The sequence below is a fragment of the Rhodobium gokarnense genome, from assembly GCF_025961475.1.
Classification (GTDB): Bacteria; Pseudomonadota; Alphaproteobacteria; order Rhizobiales; family Rhodobiaceae; genus Rhodobium; species Rhodobium gokarnense.
Map to the genome: position 1 here is coordinate 354,403 of NZ_JAOQNS010000004.1, position 16,588 is coordinate 370,990.

15 protein-coding genes are annotated in these 16,588 nt (G+C 66.8%); 7 read left to right on the forward strand and 8 right to left on the reverse strand.

Annotated features, from left to right (window positions below; genetic code table 11):
* Positions 1–73 precede the first annotated feature (73 nt).
* The 6 genes from M2319_RS09270 (at position 74) to M2319_RS09295 (ending at position 7,103) form a co-directional block, all read left to right on the forward strand.
* Entirely contained in the window at positions 74–1,774 is a 1,701-nt protein-coding gene (locus M2319_RS09270) for a thiamine pyrophosphate-binding protein (protein WP_264601172.1), read from the forward strand.
* Between the two features lie 104 nt (positions 1,775–1,878).
* Positions 1,879–3,150, forward strand: a complete 1,272-nt coding sequence (locus M2319_RS09275; protein WP_264601173.1) for an NAD(P)/FAD-dependent oxidoreductase — start codon at positions 1,879–1,881, stop codon at positions 3,148–3,150.
* Positions 3,151–3,193: 43 nt separating this feature from the next.
* Positions 3,194–4,168 carry a TRAP transporter substrate-binding protein gene (locus M2319_RS09280; protein WP_264601174.1) on the forward strand — a complete coding sequence of 325 codons (975 nt, stop codon included), beginning with the start codon at positions 3,194–3,196 and terminating at the stop codon, positions 4,166–4,168.
* An 81-nt stretch (positions 4,169–4,249) separates the two neighbouring features.
* Positions 4,250–4,783, forward strand: a complete 534-nt coding sequence (locus M2319_RS09285) for a TRAP transporter small permease (RefSeq protein ID WP_264601175.1) — start codon at positions 4,250–4,252, stop codon at positions 4,781–4,783.
* A gap of 10 nt (positions 4,784–4,793) precedes the next feature.
* On the forward strand, positions 4,794–6,107 hold the full coding sequence (locus M2319_RS09290) for a TRAP transporter large permease (RefSeq protein ID WP_264601176.1): 1,314 nt from the start codon (positions 4,794–4,796) through the stop codon (positions 6,105–6,107).
* A 51-nt stretch (positions 6,108–6,158) separates the two neighbouring features.
* Positions 6,159–7,103, forward strand: a complete 945-nt coding sequence (locus tag M2319_RS09295) for a hypothetical protein (RefSeq protein ID WP_264601177.1) — start codon at positions 6,159–6,161, stop codon at positions 7,101–7,103.
* 53 nt (positions 7,104–7,156) lie between these two features.
* Here M2319_RS09295 and M2319_RS09300 read toward each other — a convergent pair whose 3' ends face one another.
* The 3 genes from M2319_RS09300 to M2319_RS09310 form a co-directional block, all read right to left on the reverse strand.
* Complete coding sequence (locus M2319_RS09300; protein ID WP_264601178.1) at positions 7,157–7,414, reverse strand: hypothetical protein; 258 nt, start codon at positions 7,412–7,414, stop codon at positions 7,157–7,159.
* A 93-nt stretch (positions 7,415–7,507) separates the two neighbouring features.
* Positions 7,508–7,957, reverse strand: coding sequence for an NUDIX hydrolase (locus tag M2319_RS09305; RefSeq protein ID WP_264601179.1), 450 nt, complete (start codon positions 7,955–7,957; stop codon positions 7,508–7,510).
* Positions 7,958–7,987: 30 nt separating this feature from the next.
* Complete coding sequence (locus M2319_RS09310; protein ID WP_264601180.1) at positions 7,988–8,854, reverse strand: LysR substrate-binding domain-containing protein; 867 nt, start codon at positions 8,852–8,854, stop codon at positions 7,988–7,990.
* 135 nt (positions 8,855–8,989) lie between these two features.
* Between M2319_RS09310 and M2319_RS09315 the strand changes: the two genes are divergently transcribed.
* Positions 8,990–10,249: an MFS transporter gene (locus M2319_RS09315; RefSeq protein WP_264601181.1), complete on the forward strand. Its 1,260-nt coding sequence runs from the start codon at positions 8,990–8,992 to the stop codon at positions 10,247–10,249.
* Between the two features lie 10 nt (positions 10,250–10,259).
* Here the strand turns inward: M2319_RS09315 and M2319_RS09320 are convergent, their stop codons facing one another.
* The 5 genes from M2319_RS09320 to M2319_RS09340 all read right to left on the reverse strand — a co-directional run bounded on the left by M2319_RS09320 (position 10,260) and on the right by M2319_RS09340 (position 16,581).
* Complete coding sequence (locus tag M2319_RS09320) at positions 10,260–10,580, reverse strand: DUF6455 family protein (protein WP_264601182.1); 321 nt, start codon at positions 10,578–10,580, stop codon at positions 10,260–10,262.
* A gap of 107 nt (positions 10,581–10,687) precedes the next feature.
* Positions 10,688–12,616 (reverse strand): TRAP transporter permease, encoded by a 1,929-nt coding sequence (locus tag M2319_RS09325; protein WP_264601183.1) that lies wholly within the window; start codon positions 12,614–12,616, stop codon positions 10,688–10,690.
* Positions 12,613–13,596 carry a TAXI family TRAP transporter solute-binding subunit gene (locus M2319_RS09330; protein WP_264601184.1) on the reverse strand — a complete coding sequence of 328 codons (984 nt, stop codon included), beginning with the start codon at positions 13,594–13,596 and terminating at the stop codon, positions 12,613–12,615. The genes M2319_RS09325 and M2319_RS09330 overlap by 4 nt, the downstream gene beginning before the upstream one ends.
* A gap of 77 nt (positions 13,597–13,673) precedes the next feature.
* Positions 13,674–15,122, reverse strand: coding sequence for an aldehyde dehydrogenase family protein (locus tag M2319_RS09335; protein ID WP_264601185.1), 1,449 nt, complete (start codon positions 15,120–15,122; stop codon positions 13,674–13,676).
* A gap of 175 nt (positions 15,123–15,297) precedes the next feature.
* Positions 15,298–16,581 carry a Rieske 2Fe-2S domain-containing protein gene (locus tag M2319_RS09340; RefSeq protein ID WP_264601186.1) on the reverse strand — a complete coding sequence of 428 codons (1,284 nt, stop codon included), beginning with the start codon at positions 16,579–16,581 and terminating at the stop codon, positions 15,298–15,300.
* Positions 16,582–16,588: the final 7 nt, after the last annotated feature.

The following is a 16,588-nucleotide window of genomic DNA, read 5'->3' on the forward strand; positions in this document are numbered from 1 at the left end:
GCCGTGCCTACTCTTAATGGTCCGGGACAACGATACCACCAAAAGGTCAGGGCATAAGGAGTTCCAGCGTCACATGGGCCAGGCCTTTTCCAACCAGTTGACCGGGGCGGAGGCGATGGTCCTCATGCTCCAGCGCCACGGCGTCAAGCACATGTTCGGGCTTTGCGGCGACACCACGCTGCCGTTCTACGATGCGCTCTCCCGGCTCGACCACGGCATCACCCATTTCCTGACCCGCGACGAACGGCACGCGGCCTATATGGCCGACGGCTATGCGCGCGTGACCGGACGGCCCGGCGTCTGCGAGGGCCCGTCGGGGGGCGGGGCGACCTACATCCTTCCCGGTGTCGTCGAAGCCAACGAGAGCTCGATCCCGATCCTTGCCATCACCACGGACGTCTCGACGACGTCGCGCGGCCGCTATGCGCTGACCGAGCTTGACCAGACGGCGCTGTTCCGGCCGCTGACCAAATGGAACGCCTCGCTGGACGATGCCGGCCGGCTGCCGGCGATGGTCCGGGCCGCGTTCCGGGCGATGACCACCGGGCGGCCGGGGACGGCGCATCTGGCGTTTCCGTTCGACACCCAGAAGGCGCCGGTCGACGGCGAAGAGATCTGGGTCGACGACCGGCACAGGACGTTTCCGGCGGAACCCGCCGCGCCCGATCCGGCGGCTATCCGGGAGGCGGCGAAGCTTCTCGCCAATGCGCGCTCCGCCGTCCTCGTCTGCGGCGGCGGCCCTGTGATTTCGGGTGCTGCGGCCGAACTGAAGGCGCTTGCCGACCGGCTCGACCTGCCGGTCGCGACCTCGGTATCCGGCCAGGGGGCGATCGCGGAGACCGATCCCCAGGCGCTCGGCGTCGTCGGCTCCAATGGCGGGGTCGCGGCCACCCGCGCCGTCGTCGATGCCGCCGACCTCGTCGTCTTCATCGGCTGCCGAACGGGTTCGGTGACGACGGAGCGCTGGCGCTCGCCGCCGCCGGGCCGCCCGGTCATCCATATCGACAGCGATCCGATGGTGATTGGCGCCAATTATCCGACGGAGGTCGCCATAGCGGCCGACGCGCGGCTCGCGCTTGCAGCCCTCAACGCCGAACTGGAGGCAATGGGCGCGGCCGAGTCCCAGGACGGGCGCGCGCGGGCAGAGGCCGCCTGGCGGGCGAAGCTCGCCGAGTTCGCGCCGCTGGCGGCGAGCGCCGAGACGCCGATCCGCCCGGAGCGGGTCATCCAGGCGCTTTCCGACCTCCTCGATGACGACGCCATCATCGTTGCCGATCCGGGAACGCCGTGCCCCTATTTCTCCGCCCACTATCGCTGGCGCAAGGCCGGGCGCCACTTCATCACCAATCGCGGCCATGGCGGGCTGGGCTACGCCCTCGGGGCCGCCATGGGCGCCCATGTGGGGCGGCCGGACGTCAGGACCGTGGCGGTGATGGGCGACGGCTCCTTCGGCTTCTGCGTCGGCGAGTTCGAGACGATCACGCGGCACCGGATGCCGATCACCTCGATCGTCTTTTCCAACTCCGTCTTCGGCTGGATCAAGGCCGGCCAGAATTCCGGCTTCGGCCAGCGCTTCTACAATGTGGACTTCTCGCGCACCGACCATGCCGCCGTGGCGGCCGCCTACGGCATCAAGTCGTGGCGGGTGGAGGATCCGGAAGACCTTTCGGGCGTGCTGAGAGAAGCGCTTGCCCATGATGGGCCGACGCTGGTCGACGTGATTTCCCAGCCGTTGCACGAGGCGGCGGCGCCGGTCTCGGAATGGGTGGCCTGAGCCGGTGCGACAGTATTCATCGATAATTTATCGATGTTTTCTTGTTAAAAGACCCGTCGGTGATACGATGACCGCAATAGGCGCAAAAGCGCCAGGGGAACAACATGGCTGAGGGTGCAACAGACCGGGAGGCCGGCCGCAAGACAATTGCGGTCGTCGGTGCGGGGATTGTCGGCGTGGCGAGCGCGCTGTGGCTGCAGCGCGACGGCCACGACGTGGTGCTGATCGACCGGGGAGAGCCGGGCGACGGTACGAGCTACGGCAATGGCGGCATCCTTGCCTCCTGCGCCGTCGTGCCGGTGACCGTGCCGGGGCTGTTCCTGAAGGCCCCGAAGATGCTGTTCAGCCCGAACGAGCCGCTGTTCCTGAAATGGTCGTACCTGCCGAAGCTGATGCCCTGGCTGCTGCGCTATATCAGCCACGCCAACGCCAGGGACACCAAGCGCATCGCCGAGGCGCTTTGCCCGATCATCGGCGACAGCCTTGCCGACCACCAGGCGCTGGCCGCCGGCACGCCGGCGGAAAAATGGCTGGTGCCGAGCGACTATCTCTATCTCTACCGCAACCGCGCTCATTTCCAGGAAGACGCCTTCGGCTGGTCGGTGCGCAAATTCCATCGCTTCGAATGGGATGAGCTGGAGGGGCCTGAATTCCAGGCCTATGACCCGGTGTTCGCAAAGGAAATCGGGTTTGCCGCGGTGCTGAAGAACCACGGGCGGATCGCCGATCCGGGGCGCTATGTGAAGGACCTTGCTGCCCATTTCGTCGCAAACGGCGGCAGACGGATCACCGCCGAGGTCTCCGATTTCGTTCGGGAAAACGGCAAGGTAACGGGCGTGCGCGCGGCCGGTGAGACGATCCCGTGCGAGGCCGCGGTTCTGGCGACGGGCGTCTGGTCGAAGGGGCTGACGGCAAAGCTCGGCCTTACCGTGCCGCTGGAAAGCGAGCGCGGCTATCACATCGAGCTCTTCGAGCCGAGCGTCATGCCGAAATCGCCGTCGATGATCGCGTCGGGCAAGTTCGTCGCAACGCCGATGGAGGGCCGGCTCCGGCTGGCCGGCATCGTGGAGTTCGGCGGCCTTGAGGCATCGCCCTCGCGCGCGCCGTTCGATCTTTTGATGCGCAACATCAAGGCGGCGATCCCCGGCATCACCTGGAAAAAGACCGAGGAATGGATGGGCCACCGGCCGGCACCGTCGGACTCCATCCCGCTGATCGGCCCGGTGCCGGGCGCCAAGAACGTCTATCTCGGCTACGGCCACCACCATGTGGGCCTCACCGGCGGGCCGAAGACCGGCCGACTGCTTTCCCAGATGATTTCCGGCAAGACGCCGAATATCGACCTTGCACCCTATGCACCTTCGCGATTTCAATAGGATCAGGCGGACCAGTATGCCGTCCAATAGAGGGAGAACACCGATGAAACGACTTGCAACGCTTCTTGCGACGACTGCACTCGTCGCGGTCGGCGCCACGTCCGCCCTGGCGGAGAAGTGGGATATGCCGCTCGCCTATGCCGCGACCAACTTCCATTCCGAAAACGCCGCCGAATTCGCCGCCTGCGTGACCAAGGGCACCGACGGCGCCATCGAGGTCGTCACCCATCCGTCCGGCTCGCTGTTCAAGGGCAACGAGATCAAGCGCGCCGTGCAGACCGGCCAGGCGCCGATCGGCGAACGGCTCCTTTCCGCCCACCAGAACGAGAACCCGATCTTCGGCGTCGATTCCATCCCGTTCCTGGCGACCTCGTTCGATGCCCATGAAAAGCTCTGGAAGGCGGCGCAGGACACCGTCACCAAGGCGCTCGAAGAGCAGAACCTCGTCTATCTCTATTCCGTGCCGTGGCCGCCCCAGGGGCTTTACGTCAACAAGCCGGTGGACTCCGTCGCCGACCTCAAGGGCATCAAGTTCCGCTCCTATTCCACCGCGACGGCCCGCATGGCCGAGCTGACCGGCATGCTGCCGGTGCAGGTGGAAGCGGCCGAGCTCAGCCAGGCGCTCGCCACCGGCGTTGCCGAGGCCTTCATCTCGTCGGGCGCCACCGGCTACGACCGCAAGGTCTGGGAGCACCTGTCGCATTTCTACGAGGTCGACGCCTGGCTGCCGCGCAACGCCATCTTCGTCAACAAGGATAGCTGGGACGGGCTCGACGAGGCGACGCAGACCGTGTTCCGCGATTGCGCCGCCACCGCCAAGGCCAACGGCCTGCAGCGCTCCAAGGACTACACCCAGTTCACCCTCAACGGCCTGAAGGAAGGCGGCATGACCGTCGGCCCGGCGAGCGACACGCTGGTCAAGGAGCTGAAGGAGATCGGCGAGACCATGACCAACGAATGGCTGGAAAGCGCCGGCGAGGAAGGCAAGGCCGTCATCGACGCCTACAAGGCCATGTAACCGCGCTTGCTTTGGGGACCGGCGCCGCGCCGCCGGTCCCTTTGCGCGCGGACACCGGATCTCGAACCAGACGGGGGCTTCATGGCGGCGATCGGCCGGACGCTGAGGCGCGTTCTCGACCTTCTCTATCTCGGCGGCGGCGTCATCGCGGCGCTCTTCATGATCGCCATCCTCGTCATCATCGTCCTGCAGATGCTGGCGCGCTGGACCGGCCACGTCTTTCCCGGCGCCACCGACTATGCCGGCTACTGCATGGCCGGGGCGTCGTTCTTCGCCTTCGCCTACGCGCTCAACCACGGCGCCCATATCCGCGTCTCGATCCTCCTCAACGCGCTCGGCAAGCGTCGGCGCTGGCTGGAGATCTGGTGCTTTGCCATCGGGGCCGCGGCGGCGACCTATTTCGCCTGGTATGCCGTGCGCGGCACCTACTGGTCGCACAAGCTGAACGACATCAGCCAGGGGCTCGACGCGACGCCGGTCTGGATCCCGCAGCTCTCCATGGCGGCCGGAACGGTGCTCCTCGCCGTCGCCTTCTGGGATCACCTGATCCGCCTCCTCATCACCGGCCAGCACGGCATTACCGCCGACACGGTCGACCAGAGCCACGGCGAATAGGGGCGAACCCATGGAACAGCTTGCGCCGATCGCGATCTTCCTTTTCGTTCTTTTCCTCTTGCTCGGCACCGGGGTCTGGGTCGGGCTGGCGCTCCTCGGCGTCGCCTTCGTCGGCATGGAGCTTTTCACCAGCCGCGGGCCCGGCGATGCCATGATCACCACGATCTGGACGTCGTCCTCGTCCTGGACGCTGACGGCGCTGCCGCTGTTCATCTGGATGGGCGAGATCCTCTACCGAACACGATTGTCCGAGGATATGTTCCGCGGCCTGTCGCCCTGGATGGCGCGGCTGCCGGGCGGGCTCATCCACACCAACATCGTCGGCTGCACCGTGTTTGCCGCCGTCTCCGGATCGTCGGCGGCGACGCTGACGACCGTCGGCAAGATGTCGATCCCGGAGCTGCGCCAGCGCAACTATCCCGAACACATGATCATCGGTACGCTCGCCGGCGCCGCCACGCTCGGCCTGATGATCCCGCCGTCGCTGACGCTTATCGTCTATGGCGTCTCGATCAACGAATCCGTCACCAAGCTGTTCATGGCCGGCGTCCTTCCCGGCATCGTGCTGGCCGCCATGTTCATGACCTATGTGGCGGTCTACTCGAAAGTGGCGCGCAACTTCGACCCGACGCCCGACCCGGAGATGAGCCTCTGGGAGAAGCTGAAGAACTCGCGCTTCCTGATCCCGGTCATCTGCCTCATCCTGCTCGTCATCGGCTCCATGTATCTGGGCTTTGCGACGGCGACCGAAGCGGCCGCCTTCGGCGTCATCGGCTCGCTGGTACTCGCCGCCGGCCAGCGCTCGCTGACCTTTTCCACCTTCATCGAGAGCCTGATGGGCGCGACCCGGACCTCGGCGATGATCGCGCTCATCCTCGCCGGTGCCGCCTTCCTGTCGCTCTCCATGGGCTTCACCGGCCTGCCGAGGAGCCTTGCCACCTTCATCGGTTCCATGGAGCTGACGCGGTTCGAGCTCCTGATGGCGCTCCTCGTCTTCTACATCGTGCTCGGCTGCTTCCTCGACGGCATCTCCTCGGTCGTTCTCACCATGGCCGTCATCGAGCCGATGATCCGGGCGGCCGGCATCGACGTCATCTGGTTCGGCATCTTCATCGTCGTCGTCGTGGAGATGGCGCAGATCACGCCGCCGATCGGCTTCAACCTCTTCGTCCTGCAGGGCATGACCGACCACGAGATGAACGTCATTGCCCGCGCCGCCTTTCCGATGTTCCTGATCATGGTGGTGATGGTCTTCGTGCTGATCGCGTTCCCCGACCTCGCCACCTGGCTGCCGGACAACATGCGCACGCGGCCGGGCGGCTAGCACGATGGGGGCAGGGCACATGAACGGGGCTGCCCGCCGGCGCGGCCGGCCATGATCGCGCGTCTCTTGCGCCTCCTTGCGGCGAACGGACGGATGGTGCTCGTCGCCGGGCTCGTCTGCGGCGTCGGCCTGCCGGACCTTGCCGCGGCGATGAAGCCGTACCTGCCGGAGATCGTTGCCGCGCTCCTCTTCATCGCCGCGTTCCGGATCGGCCCGCGCGAGGCGGCGGGAAAGCTGCGCGACCTCGGTTCCGGCGCCGGCATCGTCGGGCTCTACCAGCTTCTCCTGCCGCTCGGCCTTGCCCTCGGTTTTCTGTTCCTTGGGGTTTCCGCGCCGCTTGCCGCCGGCCTCGTTTTGATGGCTGCAGCACCGTCGATTTCCGGCAGCCCGAACCTGACGCTGCTTGCCGGCAGCGATCCGGCGCCGGCCCTCAGGCTCCTGCTGATGGGAACGGCGGCCGTGCCGCTGACGGTCGTTCCCGTCTTCTGGGTGACGCCGGCGCTCGGCGATGCGGGCGTCGTCGCGGCTGCGGCCTTGAGGCTCCTCGTCCTCATCCTCGGGGCGGGTGCGGCGGCCTTTGCGCTACGCCGGCTGATCCTGAAAAATCCGACGCCGGAGGCGCTGCAGGTCGTCGACGGCGTCTCCGCCCTGGCGCTCGCCATTGCCGTCGTCGGCCTGATGGCCGCGGTCGGCCCGGCGCTCCGCGAGGAGCCCTTGCGGCTTGCCGCCACGCTCGCTTTCGCCTTTGCCGCCAATTTCGGGCTTCAGATCGCCGCCTTCGTGATCCTCGGCGCGCTCGGCGTTAAGCGCGAGCGGGTGGCGTTTTCCATCGTCGCCGGCAACCGCAACATCGCGCTCTTTCTGACCGCGCTTCCGGCGGCGATCACCGACCCGCTGCTCCTCTTCATCGGCTGCTACCAGATCCCCATGTACCTGACGCCGCTGATTCTCGGCCGGCTCTACGCCGGGGCGAACGCCGACGGCCCCCGGGCATGAAAACGGGCCGGCGCTGTCCCGCCGGCCCGCAGATGCAGCACAACGTGGCGCCGTTAGTGGGTCTTGGCGAAACGCATGCCGCGCTTCACCTCGTCGATCGCCATGTCGGTCAACTGGATCGCCTTGACCCGGTGGCCGCCCTTGTTGCGGCTGGCCTTTTCCAGCTCCCTGCGGGCCTCGAGCAGGTGCTGGATGGCGCGCTCCATGAAGACCTGCCGGTTGTTGCCGGCAAAGGACGGGGCGGACTGCAGGGCAATGGCGCCTCCGAGGAGGGCGGCAAGGGCAAGGACGCGAGCGGTCGAAAAATTCATCGTGCGATTCTCCGTGAGATCGTTGCAAGGCGCACAGTCTGACGGCCAATCTGGTTGCGATTGTATTGACGACGCGGGCTGGCCGTGAAGTACCTAACGGCCGCCGAGCACGGCCGCCTGCCGCGCGACCTCGGCGACGTCGAGGCTGAGGGCGAGGCCGGCGTCCTCCAGCTCGTCGAGGCGGAACCAGCGCGCCTCCAGCGCGTCGTCGCCGGCGACCGGCGTTCCCGCAACGAAATCGCACAGGACGGCGATCAGCACGTAGTGGCGGCGCAGCCGTCCGTCGCCGTCCTTGTCGAAGGCGTCGACCGCGGTGAAGACATCCCTGGTGCGGCCCTCGATCCCGGTCTCTTCGAAAAGCTCGCGGACGGCGGCCCGCTCGATCGGCTCTCCGGCCTCGATCTTGCCGCCGGGAAAGCCCCAGCGGCCGGCGTCGGGCGGGTTGGCGCGGCGGACCAGGAGGATGCGGTCCTGGTGCCAGACGGCGGCAATCGTCGCCGGGATCGGGTAGGGGTGAGCGGTCGTGTCTGTGGTGTCGGGCATGCGCGTGTTTTCAGGCCTTTTGCGACGTGGTCAGGAAGGAACGACCCGCGCCAGCGTCTCGGTCTTCAGCAGCGCGCAGAGGTCGGCGGCGGCCCCGGGCGCGTTGTCGGAGCGGAGCATCTTCAGGTCGATGGCGGGGAGTGGCGGCAGGCCGGCATCGTCGCCGAGGCAGACGATGTCGGCGGGCACGCCGTGGCCGGTGCGCACGGCGATGCCGAGGCCGGAGCGCAGCGCGCCCCAGATGCCGGGCAGGCTCGGCGTCGTCACCGCGGCGCGCCAGCGCCTTTCCGCCCGGTCGAGGGCGGCGAGTGCCGCCTGGCGGAACAGGCACGGATGGTCGAAGAGGACGAGGGGGACCGGGTCGTCCGTCGGGGCGCAGCTCTTATGGGCGAGCCAGCGCATGGGCATTGTCCCGAGACGCGTCCCGTCGCCAGCGGTCCCCTCGGGGAAGAAGACGATGGCACCGTCGAGGCGGCCGGCGCGGACCTCGTCCGGCAACAGATGGTTCGGGCCGGCGCGGACGTCCACATGGACCTGCGGGTGCTGCTCGGAGAACGTCGCCAGCGTCGCCGGCATGACGTCGTCGAAGAAATCCTGCGGCAGGCCGAGGCGCACCGTCGTCGGCAGGGTCGCCGCGCCGAGCGCCCGGGCCGCCTCGTCGTTGAGGGCGACGATCCGCCGTGCATAGGCGGCGAGCGCCTCTCCGGCCTCGGTCGGCACCAGGCCGCGTCCCTTGCGCTCGAACAGCCGTGTGCCGGCCTGCTGCTCCAGCTTCTTCAACTGCATGCTGACGGCCGATTGGGAGCGGCCGAGGCGCACCGCGGCCCGGGCGAAGCTGCCGAGTTCCAGGCCAGCCACCATGGTGCGCAGGGCGTCGATGTCGAAGGTGGAATTCACTTCAGGAAACCGAATATGTGACTTCAATCATTTTCGCTATTCGAAAGTCTAGGATGTTGCTAGCCTTGCGGTCAATACCGCGGAGCGGCGTTCCCGTGCGCCACAACGGGCAGGACGAAAGGCGACGGACGAAACATGGCGACGACTTCGGAGACAACGGCCGACAGCAATCGGGATGCACTGATCATCGTCATTGCGGGCGGTATCGTGCTGGCGCTCGCCTTTGGCGTCAGGTCCGTTTTCGGCGGCATCGTCGAACCCTTGTCGGCCGATCTCTTCGGCGGCCGGATCGACGTCTTTTCCCTGTCGATCGCGATCCAGAACCTCGTCTGGGGGCTCGCCCAGCCGGCCTTCGGCATGGTCGCCGACCGCTTCGGCGACCGGCGGGCACTGTGGCTCGGCTTTGCCTGCTATGTGGCCGGGATGCTGATCTGCGTCGTCGGGACGAGCCCGCTCGCCCAGCACATGGGCGCGGGCGTCCTCGTCGGCATGGGGATTTCGGGCACGGCCTTCGGCACCGTCCTTGCCGTCGTCGGCCGGGCGGCGCCGGAGGAAAAGCGCGCGAGTTATCTCGGCATTGCGTCGGCCATCGGCTCGGCCGGGCAGGTCGCGCTGCCGCTCCTGGTTGCCTGGCTGATCGAATTCCTCGACTGGCGGATGACGCTCGTTTTCATCACGGCGATGCTGGCGCCGATGGCGCTGTGCATTCCGCTGCTGAAGGTCCGCACGGGCGCAGCGGCTGCGGCGACGCCCGATGCGGAGGCGATGACCCGCACGGTCCGCCAGGCCTTCGGGCATTCAAGCTATCTGCTGCTCGCCGCCGGCTTCTTCGTCTGCGGCTTCCATCTCGCCTTCATCACCGCGCATCTGCCGAACTATGTGCAGAATTTCTGCATGTCGACGGCGTCGGCCGCGGAGCTTCGGGCGCTCGGGCTCAGGGCGCTGGCGCTCGCGGGCCTTGCCAACATCTTCGGCACGCTGTTCGCCTCGCGGCTCGGGACGCGGTTCCCGAAGCCCTATGTGCTGGCCGCGATCTATGCGCTGCGGGCCGTCGTCATCCTCGTCTTCATCACGCTGCCGGTGACGCCGGCCTCGGTGATGGTCTTTGCGCTCGTCATGGGGGTGTTGTGGCTTTCCACCGTGCCGCTGACCAGCGCGCTGGTGCTGACCATGTTCGGGCCGCGGGCGATGGGAACGCTGTTCGGCTTCGTGTTCCTGTCCCACCAGCTCGGCAGCTTCGTCGGGGTCTGGCTCGGCGGTGTGTTCTTTGAACGCACCGGCAGCTACGACCAGGTCTGGTACCTGGCGATCGCCCTCGGCGTGCTCTCCGCGATCGCGCATCTGGTCGTGCAGGAGCGCGCGGCGCCGCGGCCGGGGCTGGCTTTCGGCGGGTGAGGGATCCCGCTCAGGCCTGTTGACCCTTCAGGCCGTCGAGGAAGTCGGCGTTGGGGCAGATATCGCAATAGGCCGGCTTTTCCTCCGTCTCCATGCGCTCCAGGCAGGTGTCGTAGTGCTGGCAGTTCATGCACTGGCGGGCGCAGGCGACGAGTTCGTCCTCCAGGCCGTGATCGACGACACGCTTCATCTCAAGGCCGTGCCGGTCCATCATTTCGCCGAGCACCACCTCGCGCCGGGTCTTCATCCGTTTCCTCAGCCGGTCGACGACGAGATATCCGGCTGTCGCCAGCACCAGGATCGTGACCAGGGCCCAACCAAACGACTCCATTCTCTACCTTCCATCTATTTATTAGATTTCTAAGTTATAGGTGCGGCGCCCCGTTGCGGCGTTGATCCAGGTCAATCGGCACTACCGGCGTCGCCGATGGCCGCGGCCTATTTGGCCGCGACCGCCTTGTCGTCACCCGCGGCGGCGACGCGCCGCGAATGCATGTAGACGATGCTGAGGATCGTGCCGACGGAGGCGATGCCGAGGAGGGAGACCGCTGCAACCGGCGCAACGGCGGCAATACCCGACGCAACGAGCGCGATGCGCAACAACCACGCCATGCCGGCCCCGCCCGGAAAGCAGACCCACTCCAGGGAGACCGCGATGGCCGAGGCCGCGCAGACCCCGCCGAGGCTCGCCAGCACCACCGAGGCCGGGTCGGCGAGACCGAGGATCGCCGGGTTCCACAGGAACACGAAGGGCAGCAGGAAGCCGACGGCGGCAAGCCGGACGGCATCGACGGCGATGATGATCGGGTCCTCCTGGGCGATCGCGGCCGCCGCCAGCGCGGCAACGGCGATCGGCGGCGTCAGCGCCGACAGGATCGCGAAATAGAGCAGGAACATGTGGCTCTGGAAGTCGGGATAGCCGATCTTGGCGAGCGCCGGGCCGACGAGGACGGCGGCGAGGATGTAAGCCGACGGCGTCGGCATGCCGAGGCCGAGGATGATGGTGACGACCGCGGCGATGACCAGCGTCAGCACGTCGACGCCGGAGGTGACCATCAGGATGACGTTCGCCGCCTTCATGCCGAGGCCGGTCATCGACAACCCGCCGATGACGAGGCCTGCGGCGGCGCAGGCGCCGGCGACCGGAAGAATGCGCAGCGTCGTTTCGCCGAGGCCCTCGATGATCTGCCAGGGCGTCATCCGCGTGCCGGAGGTCATGAAACTGGCGACGATGACGGCGAGCGTGCCGGCGCCCGCGGTGAAGACCGGCGAATAGCCGACCATCAGCACGCCGACGATGACGCCGATCGGGATCAGATAGGGCCAGCCCTGCCGCATCGTCTCGGCGAGCGGCGGCACGTCGTCCTCATAGGGGCGCAGATTGTGGCGCACGGAGCGGAAATGGACCTGCAGGAAGATGCCGAGATAGTAGAGGAGGGCGGGGATGATCGCCGCATAGACGATCTCCCGGTAGGGCGTTCCGGTGTACTCCGCGAGGATAAACGCGGCCGAGCCCATGATCGGCGGCATGGCGCTGCCGCCCGTGGAGGCCGCGACCTCGACGGCGCCGGCAAAGCGCTTCTTGTAGCCGAGGCGTTCCATGATCGGGATGGTGATGGAGCCGGTGGCGACGACGTCGGAGGTCGGGCTGCCGGACATGGTGCCGTAAAGGCCGGAGGAGATGACGGCGACCTTGGCCGGCCCGCCCGGGCTCTTGCCGGTCAGCGAGGCGGCCAGGTTGAAGAAGAAATTTCCGCCGCCCGCCTTCGACAGCAGCGTGCCGAAGAGGACGAACAGGAAGACATAGCTGGCGACGACCTGGATCGGGACGCCGAACAGCCCGTCGGTCGTGAAGATGAGGATGTCGAGCAGGTAGGAAAAGCTCGAAATGCCGTGCCCGAAGGGCGGCGGCAGCAGATATCCGAACTGGTTGTAGATCAGGAACAGGCCGACGACCATGGTGAGGCCCAGGCCCGTCGTGCGCCGCGTCGCCTCAAGGGTCAGGAAGAGGAGCGCCGAGCCGAAGAAGAACTGCGCCGTGGTGAAGGGCTGCAGCAGCGATATCCGGTCGGAAATCTCCTTGGCGTTGAGGAAGAAGAAGATCCCGGCGGCAAGGCTGAGCGCCGCCAGCGCCCAGTCGAGATAGGTCGGCCGGTTCGGCGCCCGCGGCGAGTGGCCGATGACGACGAACAGCAGCGTGTAGATGCTCGAGACGAACAGGATCCCCAGCACCAGCGGATCGGAAATGACGAAGATGTTCGCGTAGATCACCCAGCATGCGAAGGCCGCAGCGACGAGGGTGAGCACGGTCAGCGGGGCACCCTTGAAGATGCGCCGCCGACCCGTTGCGAGGAACGAGACACTCACTTAAGGAGGCCCGCTTCTTTGTAGGCGCGCTCCGCACCCGGATGGAATGGCAGGACCGTCTGGCTGACCATCAGCTCCGGGGTCAACTGGGCCATCGCCTTGTGGACGCCGCGGATCTCGTCGATGTGGTCGACGAACGCCTTGCTGAGGGCATAGGCGGTGTCGTCGGACATCTTGTCGGTGGCAACGACCATCGCGCCGAGGGCCATGGTGTCGACGTCCTCGGCCTGGTTGGAATAGCTCTTGGCCGGGATCGTGTAGGCCGAGGTGCCGAATTCCTTGTTGGTCGCTTCGATGACGCTTTCGGGAATCTTCAGCAGCACGACGTCGACATTCTCGTCGATGGCGCGGAACGAGGAATGGCCGATGAAGATGCCGTTGGTCGCCATGTCGATGCGGCCGTCCTTCATCAGTTCGCCCTGCTCGTTGGCGCCGGCGCGCACGAAGCTGCCGCCGTTCGCGTTCAGCGTCGCTTCGTCGAGGCCGGCCTTGGCCAGCATGAACAGGGCAACATTGCCGGTGATGTTGCCGGAGCGGTTGATGCCGATCGAGAGCGGGGCCTTCGACGAGGCGATGTCGTCGATGCTGTCGATCCCGTACTGCTCGGCGACGCCCTTGGTCAGGAAGAAGTGCATCGGCGCCCAGTTATACATGTAGCCGATGGCCATCATGTTCTTGATCGGCGCCGGGAAGGGCGGCTGGCCGGTGAGCGCGAGCTTGACCTCGGCGTCGTGGACCATGCCGAGGTCGGTGCGGTTGGCACCTAAGAGGCCGATATTGGCAAAGCCGCCGCCGGTCGCCTGGTAGGTGATGACGGAATTGGGGTCGGAGGCCTTCACGGCCCGGTCCATGCCGGCGCCGAGCAGCGACCACAGGCCGCCGGGATTGCCGCCGGAAAGGGTCAGGTTGAGGGGCTCGGCGTTGGCCGCCCCCGCGACAAGCCCGGCGCAGAGCGCGATGGCGAGTGCTTTGAATCTCATGAGACGTCTCCCTTCTGCTGGTTCTTGCATTTGTTTTTGCCCGCATTGCCGAACTTGGAGGTCCGGCAATGCGGGCCTCAGGCTGTTCCCGACGGCACGATCGTGACCGTTTTCTGTTCGGTGTAGGCGAGCAGCTCCTCCAGGCATTCTTCGCGCCCCTGGCCCGAGCTCTTCACGCCGCCGAACGGCACACCGAGATAGTGGTCGCTGGAATCGTTGACCCAGACGTAGCCCGCCTCGATGCGATCCGTCAGGCGCATTGCCGTGTCGAGGTCCCGTGTCCACACCGATGCGGTGAGACCGACGTCGAGACCGTTGACGATCTCGACCATCTCGGCCTCGTCCTGCCAGGAGAGGACGGACAGAACCGGACCGAAGACCTCTTCACGTGCAATTCTCATATCCGCCGTCACGTCCGTGACGAGCGTCGGGCGGACGTAAAAGCCGTCCGCGGGCAGGCCCTCGGGCAGGCCGCCGGTCGCGATCGTCGCGCCTTCGGCGGCGGCCTGTTCGATGTAGCCGCAGACTTTTCGGTACTGGCCGCTTGTCGACAGGCTGCCCATCTGGGTTGCCTCGTCCGTCGGATCGCCTAGCCGGAGTGCCTCGAAGGCGCGGACGATGCCGTCGACGACGCGATCCTTGAGGCTCTCATGGACGAGGACACGGCTGGTCGAGCCGCAGGACTGGCCGGCGGTCCAGCCGAGGTTCATGCCCTTGACGGCGCCGGCAATCGCGGCGTCCACATCGGCATCGGGACAGATGATGAGGGCGTTCTTGCCGCCGAGTTCGAGCTGGACCCGCTTCAGCGTGTCGGCCGATCCCTTCAGGACCGCCTTGCCTGTCGGCACGCTGCCGATCAGGCTCGCCGCCGCGATGCCCGGATGGGCGCAGATCGCGGCTCCGAGATCGGCGCCGCCGGTGAGGACAGAGAGCAGCCCCTTGGGGAAAAGATCGCCGATGATCTCCGCCATCCGGAGGGCGGAGAGCGGCGTTTCCTCGGACGGCTTGACGATGACGGCGTTGCCGGCGGCGAGCGGGGCCGCCAGCTTTGCGGCGGCGAACAGGAGCGGATGGTTGAAGGCGACGAGCCGCGCGACGACGCCGAGCGGCTCGCGCGTCACATAGGTGATGCGGCCGCCGCGCTGGGGGATGGTCTCGCCCTTGGCTTCCGTCGCGATGCCGGCGAAATAGTCGATGAGGGTCGCGCCCAGCGTGACGTCGAAGCGCATGCCGGCGATCGGATTGCCGCTGTCCAGCGCATCGATCAGCGCAAGCTCGTCGGCATGGGCGCGCAGGCGCTCGGCGGCCTTGCGCAGCGCCGCCGCACGGGCGCCGGGGCCCGCGTTGCGCCAGCCTTTCTGGGCTTTCTTGCCGGCCGCGACGGCGCGATCGAGATCGTCGCCATCGGCATCGGCGACGACGGCCAGCAGGCATCCGTCGCTGGGTGACAGGACCGTGCGGTCTGCACCGCCGCCTTTACGCCATTCGCCGCCGATATATTGCTCCACCGGAAAAATCGGCAGCACTCGGCCCGAAGACTCTCGAACGTCTTCCTCCACGGGAACTCCCCTTGCAACATTGGCCTTTTGGCCCTTGCGCCTTTGGCGGCGCTTTTCGTTGTTGTGCCGGCTTTTCGCCGGCAGCGACCGGACATTGCCGGCCGCTTACCTCAGTGCTGTGGCAACGGCCACAGGATAGCGCCTATTCGGCGGCGTTGGCGTTGCTTTCGTCGACCCCGAGCGTGCGCCAGTCGGTCTCCTTGGAGTAGACGCCCTCCTTGGAGGAGATCGTCACCTGGGGCACGCGCGGCTCGGTCGTTCCGATCGCAGGCTCGCCGTCGCCGACGCGGCGGGCCGCATCGCTCATCAGGCGCCGGAACTCCACGATGGCAAGGTCCGAGGACCCGAGGAGATCGGTGGAGCGGTCGACGCGGGCGCCCATCGACACCCACATGGCGATGTCCTGGTTCGGAATGCCCTGGATGCCGGTGAAGTCGCCGAGCTTCATGGCCTGGCGGTCCTGCAGGAAGTTGTTCTCCATGGTCCGCTTCGGCACCCAGCGCTCGTCGACGTCGACGCCCTTGCGGGCATAGGCGAATTTGCGCCACTGCTCGGTCGTCGGGCAGTTCACGCCGCCCCAGGCGATGAAGTGGAACTGGCTGGTCTCGTCGTTGATCGGCACGATTACCGTGGCGACGTTGTAGGAGCTGTTCGGTGGAATGAGCGAGATGAACGGCGCCACATATTCGGTGATCCGCAGATAGTTGTGGGTGGCGGCCTTCTTCATCGGCTTTCTGATCGCTGCGTAGTGGAAGCCGTAGGAGGTCTTTTCCGCCTGCATGCGCGGCGACTTGTCGGTCGACGGGCGGTACCAGGATTCATCGTCCGCGGCGGCGCCGGGGACCCGGGCCGGGACCATGTCGGAGGAGTGCAGGGACGAGGAGTGGGCACTGTCGATCTGGCCCTCGGTGATCTGCGCCCAGTTGGCCGGGATGCGGATCTTCAGGATCGAGACGGTGGTCGCGTCGTCGGGCGAGAAGGGCGGGCGCTCGAACTCCGGCGCCTCTTTCTCGGTGTCGAGCCAGGCCCAGATGAAGCCGGCGCATTCCCTGACCGGATAGGACCGGTGCTTGACCGTGCCGTGCATCGGCGAGCCTTCCGGCTCGGAGGCCATGGACACGCAGTTGCCGTCGACGTCGAATTTCCAGCCGTGATAGAGGCAGCGCAGGCCGCATTCCTCGTTGCGGCCGAAGACGAGCGACGCCTTGCGGTGCGGGCAGAGCTCGTCGAGCAGACCGACGCGCCCGTCGGTATCGCGGAAGCAGACATAGCGCCGGCCGATGGCCTCGACCAGAATCGGCGTGCCGTCCGGCTCCTCGACCTCTTCGATGAGACACACCGGCACCCAATGCTGGCGCATCAGCGTGCCCATCGGCGCGTCGCCCTCGACCTTGGTCAGGAAATCGTTCTCTTCCCTCGTCAACATGGCGTTC

Bases quoted from the DNA above. Each gene is read 5' to 3' on its own strand.
- M2319_RS09270 (WP_264601172.1), top strand. From the start codon at position 74: ATGGGCCAGGCCTTTTCCAACCAGTTGACCGGGGCGGAGGCGATGGTC.
- M2319_RS09275 (WP_264601173.1), top strand. From the start codon at position 1,879: ATGGCTGAGGGTGCAACAGACCGGGAGGCCGGCCGCAAGACAATTGCG.
- M2319_RS09280 (WP_264601174.1), top strand. From the start codon at position 3,194: ATGAAACGACTTGCAACGCTTCTTGCGACGACTGCACTCGTCGCGGTC.
- M2319_RS09285 (WP_264601175.1), top strand. From the start codon at position 4,250: ATGGCGGCGATCGGCCGGACGCTGAGGCGCGTTCTCGACCTTCTCTAT.
- M2319_RS09290 (WP_264601176.1), top strand. From the start codon at position 4,794: ATGGAACAGCTTGCGCCGATCGCGATCTTCCTTTTCGTTCTTTTCCTC.
- M2319_RS09295 (WP_264601177.1), top strand. From the start codon at position 6,159: ATGATCGCGCGTCTCTTGCGCCTCCTTGCGGCGAACGGACGGATGGTG.
- M2319_RS09300 (WP_264601178.1), bottom strand. From the start codon at position 7,414: ATGAATTTTTCGACCGCTCGCGTCCTTGCCCTTGCCGCCCTCCTCGGA.
- M2319_RS09305 (WP_264601179.1), bottom strand. From the start codon at position 7,957: ATGCCCGACACCACAGACACGACCGCTCACCCCTACCCGATCCCGGCG.
- M2319_RS09315 (WP_264601181.1), top strand. From the start codon at position 8,990: ATGGCGACGACTTCGGAGACAACGGCCGACAGCAATCGGGATGCACTG.
- M2319_RS09320 (WP_264601182.1), bottom strand. From the start codon at position 10,580: ATGGAGTCGTTTGGTTGGGCCCTGGTCACGATCCTGGTGCTGGCGACA.
- M2319_RS09330 (WP_264601184.1), bottom strand. From the start codon at position 13,596: ATGAGATTCAAAGCACTCGCCATCGCGCTCTGCGCCGGGCTTGTCGCG.
- M2319_RS09340 (WP_264601186.1), bottom strand. From the start codon at position 16,581: ATGTTGACGAGGGAAGAGAACGATTTCCTGACCAAGGTCGAGGGCGAC.